Genomic DNA, 17,027 nt, shown 5'->3' with positions numbered 1-17,027 from the left:
AGGATTTTCATTAACATCATTGACAGTAATTGTCAAGGTTTTCTCAAAACTTAGTCCCCCTTGGTCGGTGGTTTTTACTCGAATACTGTAACTATTCTTGGTTTCAAAATCGGGGGAATTATTAATCTGTAATTGATTCCCCACAATCGAGAATGCTGAGTTATCTGTATCTCCTGTTCCTGCTATCAAACTATAGGTAAAGTTATTACCAGTATCGGGGTCTGTGGTAGAAAATGTTCCAATTACTGTATTGGGGGCAACATTTTCATTTACTGTTGTCGCACTTAAGGCTAAATCTGTGGGAGCTTGATTACTAGGAGTTTCATTATCAGTATCAGTAATGATTCCCACAACTGCGTCAGTCGTACCTATGGCATAACCTGTCCCAGGAGCAAGGTTTAAAGTTACGGTTTCATCATCTTCAACATTTGTATCAGCAGTGGGGTCAATTGTTACAGTCGCAGTATCTGAACCAGCAGCGAAAGTAACTGTCCCTGTGGTTGCGGTGAAACTTGCTGCACCAGTTTGGGTGTAATCTGTGTCAAAAGTGGCTGTCCCCCCGACTGTATAATTGACGGTCAAAGCATCAGTTGTTGCTCCGGTGCGAGTGAAGGTATAGACTAAATTAGTTGTCCCATCTTCGGTCACACTTTCAGAAGAGACAGCAAGAGTAATACTAGGAAGGGTGACATCATCATTAGTAATTGTTCCTAATCCTTGATTATCGGTAATCAGTGCATTGCTAGGATTAGAAAGGTTAATCAAGAAAGTCTCATCCGGTTCAATTGCAGTATCACCATTGACGGAAATAATAATATCTTGGCTGATTTGTCCCGGTGTAAAGGTGAGAGTCCCTGTTGTGGCTGTATAGTCGCTTCCTGCTGTTGCTGTGTTATCAGCAGTGGCATAATTTACGGTAATTGTTTGGGTACTTGTGGTTGACAATGTAACTTTAAATATCAGGTTGTTTGTTCCTGAATTGTTTTCTACAATTGTCGGATTTGAGATAGTAAAGAATGGTTTATCCCAATCGGCTGCTGTCCAGGTTGTTGTTGCTTGCCAAGTTTGGGGTGTCCATTCATCAATACTTTTCCAAGCATCTCCTGACCATTTAGTTGTAGCTTGCCAAGCGTTATCTCCCCAGTTAGGTATGGCACTCCAAAAGTTATCAATTGTCTGTGATGCTGTAGCTGTTGTTGCTATTTCATAGCTATTTGTGTCGAGAAAAGATGATGCAAGCTTTAGCGTTGAATTGCTTTGATTTGCAGTTGATGGAGATAAACCAAGAATCTTTTTAGACTGTCCAATAATCGCATCCCACGCATCTGAAGTCCAAGATTTAGCTGCATTGTAAGCGGATTTTACTGCATCGGATATATTTCCAATACTATCAATGGCAATTCCGATTGCTTTTCGATTCAGTTCAACGGTTCCACGAAAAGTTAAAGCTGCACCCAGAATTGGACTTATTAGAGTAACGGCTGCTTGAAGAGCAAAATAATCAGCATCAGGAAAATATGTAAACAAGGAATCACTTAAATCAGTGGTATTTCCGTTGGCAACTTTCTGGGTTAAATCTGTCGGCTTTGACAAATTAGTTCTTGTAATAGTTTGATTTAAGACGGGAACTGAATGTTTTTCAAAAGTAATTGCAGATGTTAGTTTGGAATATTTGTCTAAGTTCCAGAGTCCATTTAGGTATGTTGAACCTGCAATGCTAACCACATCGGCCGAGGTTATGTAATGAGTGACACCTAAGTTATTAGTAGCGTTAAAATTAATGCCGGGTTGTTGGGAAATACCCGGACTATTGAAAGTAACAATCTTTCCGAGTTGTCCTGTATAACTACCCCCTACCCACTGACTTAATGCACCGCCTAAACTATGTCCTGTAATATTAGGTTTTAGAGTCAATCCGCTTAGAGGATTGGTTACTTCTGAAAGCCATTGATTGACTGCGGCTTTATTGTTATTAAATTGATTATAGCCAACTCCTTCGGTTTCAGTATCACTTAATAAATCTTTACCAGATGAGAATTCAGTACCCCGAATCGCTAAAACAGGAGGTTTAGCAAGGTCATAAATTGTGCCATCAGTGAAGGTATAGGATTGATTTGCGCTGGTGAGTTGGTTGATTAGATTCTGTCCAGCGGTATAGGCGGCGGTATTGTTACCGCCTGAAGTATTGGCAATATCTTGCAGTAAGTTATTGCTATTGGATGTAAATTCATTGGCATTAAGGGGATTGGCTAAAACCAGAAAGAATTTTTCATCAGAAGTTAAACCAAAAGCATCAAATCCTTTGCTAGAATCTTTGAAAACTTTATTGATACGATAGCCTTCGTAACCCAGGTCACTATAGTCATATTTCTTATCTACTTCTTTGCCTTTGTCCGTATCTGTCCAATTACGATAAGCGGTATCTTTGGCCAAAATTTCAAAGGTTTGGTCGGTAGGAGGCGCACTTCCTAAAACAGTAATTTCTATTTGTTTGCTGGTTTGTCCTGGGAAAAAGGAGAGGGTTCGTTTGACAACATTGTTAAAATCTTTTAATTGGTTAGGGTCTATTGAATTGGCACTTCCATCAAGGGTATAGTAATCAACGGTTATCGGTTTATCATAGGCTGAGGATAGTTTAACCTCGAATTTAAGCACTTTTGTTTGATTAGTCCCGGCGGGAACATCGACCCACGCATTACTGACTGATATCGTTGGTTTAGGTGGAGAATTAGGAGTGGGTGGGAGTGCTGTGTAAGTGCCAATATCAAATATATTTGGATATTTTGGATCTTGAATTTCGGTGTTGAATAGAGTAGATTTTCCGTTTTTGTCTATATACCAAACTTGGTTCGCAGTATTTCCACTAATAGTACTATTTGAACTCCATGTACCCCAATTGAAAATACCACCACCTACGTTGGCATTATTGTTAGTAAGAATGTTATTCGTTAATGTTGATGTTCCCCCGTTGTTGTAAATTCCCCCTCCATAACCATTATTAGCCGTATTACCTGTTATTGTACTGTCGGTTAATGTTAAGGTTCCCCCGCTGTTGAAAATTCCCCCTCCATAACCATTATTAGCCGGATTATCAGATATTGTACTGTTAGTTAATGTTGATGTTCCCCTGTTCTCAATTCCCCCTCCTCCAAGAGGAGCCGTATTACCTGTTATTGTACTGTTGGTTAATGTTAAGGTTCCCCCTCCCCCGTTGTTGAAAATTCCCCCTCCACCACCATAAGTAGCCGTATTATCAGATATTGTACTGTTGGTTAATGTTAAGGTTCCCCTGTTGTCAATTCCCCCTCCTCCAAGAGGAGCCGTATTACCTGTTATTGTACTGTTGGTTAATGTTAAGGTTCCCCCGTTGTTGTAAATTCCCCCTCCACCACCATAAGTAGCCGTATTATCAGATATTGTACTGTTGGTTAATGTTAAGGTTCCCCCGTTGTAAATTCCCCCTCCATAAAAATTAGCCGTATTATCAGATATTGTATTGTTGGTTAATGTTAATGTTCCCGCGTTGTAAATTCCCCCTCCATAAAAATTAGCCGTATTACCTGTTATTGTATTGTTGGTTAATGTTAATGTTCCCAGGTAGTTGTTGTAAATTCCCTTTCCTGCTTTGTTGCTGATATAGAGATTATTTAATATAACTCCAAGTTGACTAGAGTTATTTATAATAGAATTATTATCATTCTGCCCAGGGATAGGACTAGCATTATTAATAATAGAAGCTAGTGCTGTTCCATCAGTTTCAATGGTAATCGTACCATTCGTATTCAAACTGCGATCGCCTGTTGTCGTATTATTAACATAAGTCAATTCATAAGTCGTTCCTGATTTCAGCTTAATAATATAGGGAGTATTAGGACTTTTATTAGCAATTGTAACAGCATCCCGCAAAGATAAACCACTCCCAATAGTGGCACTTCCATCATTCTCATCTATAGTAGTATTGACAATTAAAGTAATTGGTGCTGCTTGTTCAACCCCTATAAATTGTCCCCCTAAATTAATAACAGCACGATCATCTTCTGCTTGAATATAAGTTAACTCAGCCTCAGTTAAATTAACCCCTCTCACCAGATGAGAAAATAATTCTCCCTCATCCCCCACCGTATCCACCCTATTAATTTGAGCATCCACAAAATGCCCAATTTCTTCTAAAATCACCGCAACCAAAGCATCTAAACTAGCAGAAGCAAAAAAGCTTTCAGATAGATATGTCTTATTGGTGCTAATCCCATAAGCGCCATTTGCACTACCTAAAACACTGCTGTTGACAACCTCAATCTCAGGAAGTTGACTAAAATTTCGACTTTGCCACTGCTGTCGTAATTGCGTCGCTTTAACCACATCATAACTTGTGCCAAAAGCGGTTTCTAAATTCGCCCAAAAACCATCAGATTGAGCGAAATTAAACAAAACATCATACACAGCAGGAAAGCTCGGCAACAGGGTAGAAGTCATGACATTAACTGCAAAAGTTTATTGCTAACAGTTTTAGCCTAACAATCGCCAATTTTTCAAGGGTGCTGTAACAGAAATTTACAGAAAACGGGTTTCTCCGAGAAACCCGTTTTCTCAGTTTCTCGTGGTGGGACAGAAACAATTCCTAATCCTGCCATTTGACGAATATGATCATCAAAAGCGAATACCTTAAATATTTGTAACTGGAGTTTAGACTAACTCCCCCCAATCATACCGTACAGTCTATTCCACTCAGAGGGGGAGTATGGGGGAAGAGGAAAATCAAGAGATAATGAGGTAAAGTTACTCAATAATCAAAAGCCTTGAATCAATCTCTCCAAAAACTCCAGAATTTCAGAAAGGAAGCCTATCAACTACTAGGCCCGGCCAAAGATGCCACTTTTGACTTAATGGATGCGGTTTTGACCACCCGAAAAGTCGATTCTTTTGCTGAGTTGTCCCTATCGACCGTATTTCGGAGAAAGTGGCCGAGCATCTATGAAGCCCTAGATGATTGTCGTCCCAAAACCAATAAATTAATGGAACTTTATCTGAAGCAAATACCGACACCAAAACCAGAGCAACGAATTATATTAGCAGGAGATCATACCCCATGGCCGAGGACTGAAGCTCCAACGTTAAAGGATAGAACTTATGAACATGGAGCTAAAGTAATCTCAGGAAAACCGATTACTTTGGGACATGGTTATAGTACCTTAGCTTGGATACCAGAAGGTGAAGGCAGTTGGGCATTACCCTTACGTCATCAGCGAATTTCTTCCCATGAAACCCCAATTTCTAGAGCGGTTTTACAACTCAAACAAGTATGCAGACATCTTCAACAAAGACCAATAACGCTCTGGGATAGTGAGTACGGATGCGCTCCCTTTGTTAAAGAAACAGCAAACATTAATGCAGATCAACTAATTCGGCTACGCCCTAATCGCTGTATTTATGCAGAACCTCCCCAATATCAAGGAAATGGGAGACCGAAAAAACATGGTGAAAAAATGAAATTATCTGACCCAGAAACTTGGGCAGTTCCAGTAGAAAGTATTGAGATTGATGACCCAACTTGGGGGGTCGTAAAAATTTCGAGATGGAATCGTTTTCATTTTGAACAATCGGCTGATTATCCCATGTCTATAATCTTGGTTCAACCTCAGGGGAAAAAACTCTCTCAAAGGTCTACTACACCAATGTGGTTGGCTTGGATAGGAGAAGAATAAATATGCTCAATCGACCTGTGGAAATTGTATTTAAGACGCTTTCTCCTTGAGCATTGTAATCGTTTTATGAAGCAAAGATTACACTGGACTTTACCTAAACTAGGAACCACTGAGAAGGGTCAAAGGTGGAGTGATTTAATCCCTATTATGACATGGCAATTATGGTTAGCTCGTGAGATTATAGAAGATAATCCCTTACCTTGGCAAAAGCCTTTACCTGTGGAGAAATTAACCCCTGGAAGAGTGGCACAAAGCTTTTTGGGACTTTTGGTCGAGATAGGCACACCCGCCAAACCGCCAAAACCCAGAGGAAAGTCCCCAGGTTGGGAGAAGGGAAAAAAACGTCACAAAAAAACTCGTTATCCGACGGTGAAAAAGACAGTTACTCGACAGAAAAAAGAGACAAAAGAGGTAGCTTAAAACAAGAATTGATCATATTTCTGACTATTCTTAGCTTTCTGACAGGCTAAGACAAATTTTAATGTGCTTCCCCCGACATCAAACGGTACAGTCTAGTCTAAACTCCAGTTTAATGCTACAATTGGGCTAGGCTGAATATCAGTAAAATAAGACGGATTTTAACCGCCCATCCTTAGATTAGCTGAATCTTCTCCCCCTGCCCCCCCGATGTCGGGGGGGTGCCTTTTCTCATCTTAAAAAAACAGGAGATAGGACAATGACATCGATCGAATTGCGGCAAAAACTAATCAACCAAATTGAGCGGCTGAGTTTTGAAAAACTTCTCGTTTTAGAAAAGCTGATCGAAAGTTTAGAAAGCCATTTACCAGAAACCTCAAAAAATATAGATGCTGCTCTATAATTTCCAGCTTCAACAAATATTTCTTTAGAAGATGATCCAATTATAGGAATGTGTTCTGGTGTAATTACTAATCTTTCGGAGCGGGCGGAAGAAATTTTATAAAAAGACCTTATAATCAGTGAACAGTTATTAGTTATCAGTGATAAATTATCAGTAGCCTATTCTATGAAAAAACCTAGAAATTAGCGATTAGAATTGTCAATGCCCATAAATATATTAGTATAAGAGAAAAAAGAATTTATCTTATCCAAACAGCTTTTGAGAAGCGGAACATCCATTTAAACAGGATTTAGTATCACTGGTTCTGAATCACCACATCTCAAATTAGCCAAATTTATCGACCAAAATAAGCTAAACTAACAGCAAAGATAATAGATTTTTTTCATCGGGATCACTTATGGACGGTATCTGCACCCTAGCCAACGATCGCATTTACGATCAATTAGTCGCCCTACTCAACAGCATCGAGATCAATGCAGGAAAAGATATTCCTGTTTGTGTCTATCCCTACGATGACAACACCGAACGTATCAAGGCGGAAATTGCTCAACGTCCTAATGTACAGTTATTTGATAATCAGGAGATTATCGAACGCTGGGAAAATTTCGCCAAATCGATTTGGGATAGCCACCCGCAAGCCCGCGAACGTTGGTTGAAATCGGGTTGCACTGACCGATATTATCGTATGGGAATGCACCACCGTTTTATTGCTTTTGATAGTCCCTTCGATCGTTTTATCTATATGGATGGGGACACCTTGCTACTCGATGCCGTTGATAAAATCTTCGCTATCCTAGATAGGCACGATTGTGTTGTTTACGACTTTCAGCACAAAGATCCCACTCATGTCTACGAAGTTTCTCAGCCAAAATTATTCGAGGTTTTTTCCCGTGATCGGATCGAAAAGGAGATTTTTTGTGCGGGTTTCTACGCTTCTAAAATTGGTTTATTCGATGAAAATCAGCGAGATTGGCTCATAGAACAATTGCGAGCAGGAGAAGCGGAAATCCTCTATCCGATGGCTCCCGATCAAACTATCGTCAATTATATGATGATGCGATCAAATTTTTCTATATATAATCTAGCCCTTCAATTGCCTAAAGAAGAACGCGCTGGCTGCTGTGTCACCTCTCCCCATTTTCAGGCTTTAGATAATATTCTTTACGATAAGGGCAACCGCTTGACATACATTCACTACATTGGTTTATCTTCCTCTCTGTTCACTCGACTTTGTAGTGGTGAAAATCTCGATTTTCCCTATCGGGATATTTTCTTACACTATCGTTATCTCTACGAACCTAGTCAACGTCCTATATTTACCGATAGTCCCAAACCCTATCAACCACCTACCCCAACCTTTTGGCAAAAAGTAACCAGAAAACTCGGCTTAGGAAAATAAAAATTAGGAGTGAATAATCAGGTTTCAGGCTAAAAATATTGACCAATTGACTTAAAACTAGAAATATCACTTCATATTTCCTGGCGGCAGTAATTTTTCCAAGACTTACAGGAAATCACGAAACTTTCTGGGTTAGATATTGTCATGGCTACTTAATGATCGTTGGGATTTGACAGTGGAATTAGAGAAACGAAAACAAAGATAAAAGATCAGATAACACCTGACAGAATTGCTAATAGCATTCGTTTACTATGCCAGGATCATGAAGGAGTTTTTTAAATTGTTGAAGGCTATAGTGATAGACTTATTTATGAGCGAGTTAAATGAGCAAGAGGTTAGGCTGACAATTGCCTCTAATAAAAATAATGCTATCAAAGCATTATCCATCTTAGAGAAGAAAATTTTCGCCGATTTGTTGCTTAGATGCAGATTTTTTGAGAATATAACAGAAAATTACCGACAGTAATAATCTCTTTTTGACCGATGAACATGATGGGGAAATGATGTTAATTAAATCTGTTGCTTTCGATCAATTATTAAAAGAACGAGGAAGTGAAGAAAAAATTCAAGCTTTCCCCAAAGATAATAGAGAAACTTTGCTAAAATTAGGGCAGCAAAAAAGAATCTGTCAATCAATGTTGACCCATGGCAATCTAATAATCATCCTGATAAAATATTCTGATTCAGCTTATTGCCTTAAGTTTGAGATGATATATTTAACAAATCTAATCTCACTGAAAGATTAATTTAACCTTGATCGGTCGCCTTGGGGGATTGATTCGATTTCTTAACCTTTTAATAAATTGATTTTTTCCCCTAGTCAGGCTAGAATCAGTAGGATTAGCATCCAAGATAATCGGGGTAACTTGGCTTAATCTGGGGCAGTGTAGCCTAAAAAAACGGCCAAAATAGTAAAATTCAGGCTGAAGAGGCTTGTTTCTAACTGTTTAATCTATTATTTAGGTATTAGACTCTATGGCTAAAGCGTCCACCGTAACTTCCGAAATCGATCTTAAAGATTCGCAATATTACTTTAACCGAGAATTAAGCTGGTATGAGAATTAAACAAATTACAGTTAAGCATCTTTTTGGTATATTTGACCATACAATTAATCTCAATATGGAGGAAAGAATAACTATTATTCATGGTAAAAATGGCTTTGGTAAAACCTCAATACTGCGATTGGTCAATGGCTTTTTTAACTTAAAGTATTCAGATATAAGAGCTATTCCTTTTCAAAAATTTACTATAATTTTTGACGATAACAGCTTTGTAGATGTTGTCAAAGCTTCCACCAGTAGGAATAAAAAAAGTAATGCAAGACCAAAGATTGATTTTAATTTTACTTCCTCCGATCAAAAAGAAAAACTGACTTTTTATCCTAATTTACTAGACGGGAAAACAATCTTTTTCCCTCTCAGCATGATAGATGATTTCATACCTGGTTTAGATAGAGTTGGATCAGAAAAATGGCTCTATACCCCCACAAAAGAAATTCTGGATTTAGAAGATATTTATGAACGATTTGGAGAATATTTACCCAAGCAATTCCAGAAAGAATATCCTGATTGGTTAAAGAAAATTATAGACTCTATTAATGTTCGTTTTATTGAATCACAACGTCTATTAGATATTTCCAATAGTGCCAAAAATGGCAGAACTATAAGGATGCCGATGACATTGTACTCTGTGGCCAGCTATTCTGAAGATTTAGCAGAAAATATTCAAACTAAATTAGCAGAGTATGGACAACTATCTCAAACTTTAGACCGAACCTTTCCAGCGAGAGTTGTACAAAAAAAGGCATCATTGACCGATGATGAACTAAGGGAAAAAATTGATCAACTTGAAAGCGAAAGAAATCAATTAATTAGTGCAGGACTATTGAAAAAAGATGAAGATTCTAACTTCCAAGTTAAAGATAGTATTGATGATAGCACCAGAAAGTTATTATCGGTTTATATTGAGGATGTAGATAAAAAGCTCAATGTATTCAATGACATTTATCCTAAAGTAGAGCTATTTAAAAATATAATTAATAAAAAATATTCTTTCAAAAGTGTTACTATTGATCAAAGTAAAGGGTTTATCTTCACTACCCAAGAAGGGGAGGTTTTATCACCAACAGATTTATCTTCTGGGGAACAGCACGAATTAGTAATTTTATATGAATTGTTATTTAAAGTTAAACCTAATACTTTGATCTTAATTGATGAACCAGAAATGTCACTTCATATTTCATGGCAGCAGGAATTTTTAAAAGACTTACAGGAAATCACAAAACTTTCTGAGTTAGATATTTTGATGGCTACCCATTCTCCTGATATTATTAATGATCGTTGGGATTTGACAGTTGAATTAGAGAAACCAAAGCAAAAAAGCAAAGATGAGAGAACAGATAACACCTGACAGAATTGCCAATAGCATTCGTTTACTACGCAGCGATCATGAGGGAGTTTTTTAAATTGTTGAAGGTCATAGTGATAAACTTATTTATGAGCGATTAGTAAACAAGCAAGAGGTTAGGGTGACAATTGCCTCTGGTAAAAATAATGCTATCAAAGCATTATCCATCTTAGAAAAAGAAAATTTTTGCGGAGTTGTTGCTGTTATAGATGCAGATTTTTCGAGAATAGAACAGCAAATTCCCGACAGTAATAATCTCTTTTTAACCGATGAACATGATTTGGAAATGATGTTAATTAAATCTGCCGCTTTCGATAAATTATTAAAAGAACGAGGAAGTGAAGAAAAAATTGCAGCTTTTTCCAAAGATATTAGAGAAACTTTACTAAAGTTAGGGCAGGAAATTGGTAAATTAAGATTGCTATCTCTTAGAAATGAGTTGAATTTAAAGTTTGAAGGATTAAATTTTAGTAAGTTTATTGACAAAAAGAATCTGTCAATAGATATTGACAAATTAATTATAAGTATCAAAAATCATTCTCAGAAACTGTCCTTAGACGAACAGCAAATTAAACAGGATTTATCGGTAATTAGCGATGAAAATCATGATCCGTGGCAGCTATGTTGTGGACACGATTTTATCAGTATTTTAGCGATCGCACTCTGGAAGGTTTTAGGTACACGGAATGCTAATGATGTTAAAAAAGAAGACTTGGAAAGAGAGTTAAGATTAGCTTATGAGTTATCTTATTTTTATCAAACACAAATATATCAACTAATGGTCAATTGGCAATCTAATAATCATCCTTATCAAATATTCTGATTTGGCTTATTGCCTTAAGTTTGAGATGATATATTTAACAAATCGGCTCGACTTTGTGTTATAATCAAAGCAAGGCTTTAAAGACGATATTCTCAGCAAATTATGCCTATTGTTCTTCCTGGCACTCTAATTTCACTGAAAGATTAATTTAACCTTGATCTGTCGGGATTGATTTCTTAACCTGTTAATAAATTGATTTTTTCCCCGGTCAGGCTAGAATCAGTAGGATTAGCATCCAAGATAATCAGGGTAACTTTGGTTAATCTGGGGCAGTGTAGCCTAAAAAAACGCCCAAAATAGTCAAATTTAGGCTTAAGTGGCTTCTTACTAACTGTTTAATCTATTATTTAGGTATTAGACTCTATGGCTAAAGCTCCTAGCGTAACTTCCGAAATCGATCTTAAAGATTCGCAATATTACTTTAACCGAGAATTAAGCTGGTTAGAATTTAATCATCGCGTGCTTTATGAGGCACTTGATCCTCGGACTCCCCTACTAGAAAGATTAAAATTTACCGCCATTTTTTGTGCCAATCTCGACGAATTTTTTATGGTACGGGTGGCAGTTCTTAAACAACAGGTAGAGGCAAATGTAGCCGTTTTAAGTGCCGATGGCAGGACTGCCTCGGAACAGCTAACCGAGATAAGTAAACGTCTGCGTCCCCTTGTGCAACAGCAGGATCATCTTTTTGAACATACCCTGAAAAACCTGTTAGTGGAACAGGGAATTCATCTGATTAACTATGTGGATTTACATCAAGAACAGCGCAATTATCTCCATGATTACTTTGAACAAAATATTTTCCCCGTTTTAACTCCTCTAGCGGTGGATCCTAGTCATCCTTTTCCCTATATTTCTAATCTTAGTCTCAATTTAGCCGTAGTCGTTCGCGATCCCGACACCGATAAAGAACTATTTGCCAGGGTGAAAGTACCGCAGGTTTTCCCACGTTTTCTGGCATTATCCAAAGAATTACGCCACCAAGACGGAAAAGCTTCGATTTGGACGGGAGTACCTCTTGAACAGGTGGTAATGCACAATTTAGAGGCACTTTTCCCCGGCATGATCATCCAAGAATGTTATCCTTTTCGGGTGACGCGCAACGCTGACATCTCCGTCGAAGAAGATGAGGCCGATGATTTATTATTAGCGATCGAGGAAGAAGTACGCAAGCGCCGCATCGGTAAATCGGCAGTACGTCTGGAAATTCACAGTTCTACCCCTAGCAATATTAAAAACCGGATCATGCGCGATCTGGGACTTGAGGAGATCGATGTTTACGATGTGGATGGACTGCTGGGACACAAAGATTTATTTTATTTTCTGTCTTTACCCTGTCCCGAACTGAAAGATCCGCCTTGGAATCCTGTCACCCCACCGGTTTTACAGGGATTGCGAGAAATAGTTGACGGTAACGAAGACGGGATCCTAGAACAGGATGGCGAAGATATTTTTACTTTAATTCGCAATAACGATATTCTCGTTCATCACCCTTACCATTCCTTTAGTGCCTCAGTACAACAGTTTATCGCCCAGGCTGCCCATGATGCCCATGTTTTAGCGATTAAAATGACTTTGTATCGTACTTCCGGAGATTCCCCGATTGTCAATTCCCTGATTGCAGCGGCGGAAAATGGTAAACAGGTAGCGGCGTTAGTGGAACTAAAAGCACGCTTTGATGAGGAAAATAACATTACTTGGGCGAAAAAGCTCGAACAAGCCGGAGTTCACGTTGTTTATGGCTTAGTTGGTCTCAAAACCCATACGAAAGTGGTTCTCGTGGTCAGAAAAGAAGGGGATAAAATCCGTCGTTATTTCCATATTGGCACGGGCAATTATAACCCAAAAACGGCTAAATTATACACTGATTTGGGTTTACTTAGCTGTCGCGAGGATTTGGGGGCAGATATCACCGATTTATTTAACTTTCTGACCGGATACTCCCGTCAGCAATCCTATCGCAAACTTTTAATTGCCCCGGTGAGTTTGCGAAAACGGATGTTAGCAATGATCGATCGCGAGGCCAAAAACTGTAAAAATGGCGGTACGGGGCGCATTGTCGCAAAAATGAACGCTCTTGTCGATAAACCGATTATAGAAGCTTTATACGCCGCTTCTCGTGCCGGTGTGCAGATTGACTTGATTATTCGCGGTATCTGTTGTTTACGGCCCGGATTGCCGGAAGTGAGCGAAAATATCCGAGTAATTAGCATTATCGGCCGCTTTTTGGAACATTCCCGCATTTTTTACTTTTACAATGATGGTCAGGAGGAGGTTTATATTGGTAGCGCCGATTGGATGACGCGGAACCTGACTCGTCGCGTGGAAGCAGTGACACCCATTGATGAACCAGCGATCGCCAAGGAACTGGAAGAAATTCTCGGCATTATGTTGTCAGATAACCGGCAAGCATGGGAATTACAATCCGACGGCAGTTATATTCAGCGTCGTGCTGCCAACCAGGGACAGGAAAGCAGTACCCATGTAATTTTAATGGAAAAAGCCCTTAAATCTGCGGGTGTTAGTCAATAGGAACAGTTATCAGTTATCAGTTATCAGTGATCAGTTATCAGTTATCAGTGGGTAAGTTATCAGTTATCAGTTATCAGTGGGTAAGTAATCAGTGATCAGATGTGAGACTAAATCTGGTTATTAAAAACTGATTATCTATTGCTCCTTTTGCCGTTCGGCTGAGCTCACGGCCGAAGCCTATTGCAAGAGTGCCTATTGCCTCTCCTGATATGTAGCCTATACTCAACGGATTTAGTATGACTAACTGGTTGAGAGGTTAAACCATCTCAAAAGCTGAGAGCAAGCATCTTGATCTGTATTTTCTCAACCAGTCAAATCAAGCAAGAATCCTAATAATAATTACCGACTTTGCGATGGTGAACAGCCGTTAAACTATCAGGTTTAGAAACGCGACCATCGGTGACTTTATTGTAAACAATCCAGTGGTCAGCACATTCCATACGACTAACTACCTCACATTCTAAATAAGCGAGGGCATCGGCTAAAATCGGCGAACCATTATTAGCGGTGCGAGTATTGACTCCTGCAAAACGATCTTCCCCCGGTCCGAAACGTTTTAAAAAGTGTTTCATCAGGGTTTGATAATTGCCTTCTTCCAGAATATTTAAAATGAATTGATCCCCCACTTGCATTAAAGACTCGATCGCCCGATCTTTGGCCACAGCAACGGTAAAACCGGGAGGATCAAAACTTGCTTGCGTCACCCAAGAAGCGACCATTGCCCCGCTTCTGTCTCCTTTCTTGGTGGTAATAATATATAGACCACCGCTAATCCGTCCGATGGCTTTATCAAGGTCAGTATCGAGGGATTTTCTTTGTTTAACTTTTACCTCTTGGGTTAATAGTTGTCCCATATCTGTCCCCGCTTCTTCACAGCGTTGATAGAGACTCTCGTTAGGGGTTTCTGTGCTACGAATGGGATCAAAAGCTTTGGTTAAGCCAACTTCACGAAACTTATTAAATAGAGGTAAAATCGGTTCATCATCACCCCCTTGACATTCAAACATTCCGATGTATTGTTTGGGGTTAACCGAGGCGAGAATTGTGCCTAGATTCCCCGTAATTTCTTGGGCATGAATACCAGAAACGGGGGGAGTCCCGATGACGATTCCCACCGCAGAAGAAGCTAATTCTTTTACCTCTTGGGGATCGGCGGATTTCAGGTCTAGAGTTTCTACAGCCACACCGGTTTTAGTAATACCTTTGGCAATAGATTGGCAGAGGCGATCGCTATAACCATAGTCGGAAATATAGAAAACAGCAACGGTTTTTTCTGCCTTAGTTTGTGCCTGACTCCAATCACGATAATGGGTCAATAATTCAGTAACATTATGTTTTAATAACGGTCCATGACCATTAGCCACGAGATTAATATTACCCAGGGGTTCCATCCTTTTCATCGCCGCTAGTACGGAACGAGCATTAGGAGCCATTAAACATTCATAATAGAAACGATAATCCGGTTCAATAGCACTTAATTGCTCATCGTAAAGATCATCGGAACAGTAGTGCATTCCAAAAGCATCACAGGTAAATAAAATTCCCGAACCGTGATCGTAGGTAAAAATAGTATCGGGCCAGTGTAAATTAGGAGCATTAACAAATTCGAGAATGTGACCGTTGCCTAGGTCTAACTGATCGCCATTTTTGACCAGTTGACGTTGAAAGGGATGATGAACTAAATTCTCTAAAAACTGAATTGCTACTTTCGACCCAACGACGGTAATATTGGGGGCAAGTTGCAATATATCTCTGACTAACCCACTGTGATCGGGTTCGGTATGACTGATAATTAAATAATCGATTTCTTGGGGGTTAATTAATCCGTTGAGGCTATCAAAATATAGTTGACGGAATTTTTCGTGAGAGGTATCCACAAGGGCGATTTTTTCCCCACGAATCAGATAGGAGTTATAAGTCGTACCGTTTTGTAATCCGAATTCAATATCGAAGCGATCGCGATCCCAATCTAGGGAACGAATAGCGGTGGTGTCTGCGCTGAGATCGGCCACCTGCATGGTGAGACGTTTTGTTTTCACTGGTGTAGCAACCATCGAACCTCTCCTTATTGTTAAGTTTTTTATACTTTGTCTCTATTGTGCCACGAGGAAATAAGGTATGGAGATTTATTTTCTCATAATTACTGATAACAGTTATCTTATACCAAATCCGTTTTTAATAGTGTGATTAACTCTCAAGTTATGAATTGTTTCTCCCCACACCCCACACCCCACACCCCACACCCCACTATCCTATACTTTTTAAACAGGATTTAGTATTAATGCTCAGATGGGAGTCGATCGTCGATACCGAATTAGCTTATACTTCATCTTTATGATAAAAGCTCTCTAGGGGTCTGTGTGGGGAAATGGGTCTTATACATTCCAGTCAAATTAAATTTGACAACTAGAGATCGCTTTTCTACGGAAACAGAGAATTAGATAAAAAATACTAATATTTTGTCGTCATCAGGTTCTAGCCGCAATTCAATTGAGTATAAAATGATCTCAGAAAAAGCCTCCAGAAAATGTAAAATCAACCATGAAAACAATTATTTTGATTTCCAGTCTATCTTTAACAATGGTAGTCGGCGCTTCCTGGGCAAAACCGAATATAGTTTTGGCTCAAACTTGTAATTACTTTGCCGGAACTGCTGTGACGGGAAAAAGCGTTAACATCGATTTATGTTCGATTGTTCCGGCTAGTTCGCGTAGTGTTGACTTTGTTTATTATTTAGGAAATCAACGACTGGTTAGCCAAGCTAATTGTGATAACGGAACTTGGACGACTTTTCCCGAAAGACAAATTCATCGTCCCCGCTCTCAAGCGACTCAAACGATGCTAGAGGTGGTGTGTAGTTACAGATTCGATAGTTCTCAATCCACATCAAGAATCGCTACAGCAATAGTGTTTTCTCCACCATCAAATGTGAGAACATCCCCCAATGGCAATATCATCTGTTCAGTCAGAGAACGTAGAAACATCAATATTTATGGTTCGGTTGGCTCTTGGTATTATACGGATGTCTGTGGAGAAATGGGTCTTATACATTCCAGTCAAATTAAATTTGACAACTAGAGAGCGCTTTTCTACGGGAACACAGAAACGGGTAGAATCAATCAATGCAGTTGTTTTCTTTCGAGGTGTCATCATTACTAAGAAAGCTACCCGTTCCTTAGCCGGCATTGCCGGAATTGTCGCCGTTGCCACCTTAATCAGTAAGGTTTTTGGTTTAGTCCGCGAACAGGTAATCGCCGCTGCCTACGGTGTTGGGCCAGTGGTGAACGCCTACGCTTTTGCCTACGTTATCCCCGGTTTTCTGTTAATTCTCCTCGGTGGTATTA

General features: G+C 39.2%; 9 protein-coding genes and 2 pseudogenes. 9 read left to right on the top strand and 2 right to left on the bottom strand.

All coding sequences use genetic code 11. From position 1 onward, the window contains the following. Positions 1 to 4,473 (bottom strand): Calx-beta domain-containing protein (locus O9334_RS22340; protein ID WP_288002625.1); only part of this gene is annotated, 4,473 nt, incomplete at its 3' end. 323 nt (positions 4,474 to 4,796) lie between these two features. Between O9334_RS22340 and O9334_RS22335 the strand changes: the two are divergent. The 7 genes and pseudogenes from O9334_RS22335 (at position 4,797) to ppk1 (ending at position 13,683) form a co-directional block, all read left to right on the top strand. Further along, positions 4,797 to 6,122: pseudogene (locus O9334_RS22335) on the top strand (NF041680 family putative transposase). Positions 6,123 to 6,378: 256 nt separating this feature from the next. Then, a complete protein-coding gene (locus tag O9334_RS22330; RefSeq protein WP_238567811.1) occupies positions 6,379 to 6,522 on the top strand; it encodes a hypothetical protein in 144 nt (47 codons plus the stop codon). Positions 6,523 to 6,919: 397 nt separating this feature from the next. Beyond that, positions 6,920 to 7,921, top strand: coding sequence for an Npun_R2821/Npun_R2822 family protein (locus O9334_RS22325; RefSeq protein WP_045359337.1), 1,002 nt, complete (start codon positions 6,920 to 6,922; stop codon positions 7,919 to 7,921). 476 nt (positions 7,922 to 8,397) lie between these two features. After that, positions 8,398 to 8,667, top strand: a complete 270-nt coding sequence (locus O9334_RS22320; RefSeq protein WP_238567810.1) for a hypothetical protein — start codon at positions 8,398 to 8,400, stop codon at positions 8,665 to 8,667. 308 nt (positions 8,668 to 8,975) lie between these two features. Then, complete coding sequence (locus O9334_RS22315; protein ID WP_288002623.1) at positions 8,976 to 10,331, top strand: AAA family ATPase; 1,356 nt, start codon at positions 8,976 to 8,978, stop codon at positions 10,329 to 10,331. Positions 10,332 to 10,386: 55 nt separating this feature from the next. Next, complete coding sequence (locus tag O9334_RS22310) at positions 10,387 to 11,151, top strand: DUF4435 domain-containing protein (RefSeq protein ID WP_288002628.1); 765 nt, start codon at positions 10,387 to 10,389, stop codon at positions 11,149 to 11,151. Positions 11,152 to 11,514: 363 nt separating this feature from the next. Next, positions 11,515 to 13,683, top strand: coding sequence for a polyphosphate kinase 1 (gene ppk1 / locus O9334_RS22305; RefSeq protein ID WP_045359334.1), 2,169 nt, complete (start codon positions 11,515 to 11,517; stop codon positions 13,681 to 13,683). A 329-nt stretch (positions 13,684 to 14,012) separates the two neighbouring features. Here the strand turns inward: ppk1 and O9334_RS22300 are convergent, their stop codons facing one another. Beyond that, entirely contained in the window at positions 14,013 to 15,737 is a 1,725-nt protein-coding gene (locus tag O9334_RS22300) for a diflavin flavoprotein (RefSeq protein WP_045359333.1), read from the bottom strand. Positions 15,738 to 16,224: 487 nt separating this feature from the next. Between O9334_RS22300 and O9334_RS22295 the strand changes: the two genes are divergently transcribed. Together O9334_RS22295 and O9334_RS22290 are read left to right on the top strand one after the other, a co-directional pair. Then, entirely contained in the window at positions 16,225 to 16,761 is a 537-nt protein-coding gene (locus tag O9334_RS22295) for a hypothetical protein (protein WP_288002619.1), read from the top strand. Further along, a pseudogene (locus O9334_RS22290) lies at positions 16,706 to 17,027 on the top strand (murein biosynthesis integral membrane protein MurJ); the annotation flags it as partial. The gene O9334_RS22295 and the pseudogene O9334_RS22290, both read left to right, overlap by 56 nt.

The organism is Microcystis sp. LE19-8.1F (assembly GCF_027531715.1).
In the GTDB taxonomy this organism is placed as follows: Bacteria; Cyanobacteriota; Cyanobacteriia; order Cyanobacteriales; family Microcystaceae; genus Microcystis; species Microcystis wesenbergii_A.
Note: the sequence above shows the minus strand (reverse complement) of the source record. Positions and strands in the feature narration are given on the sequence as shown.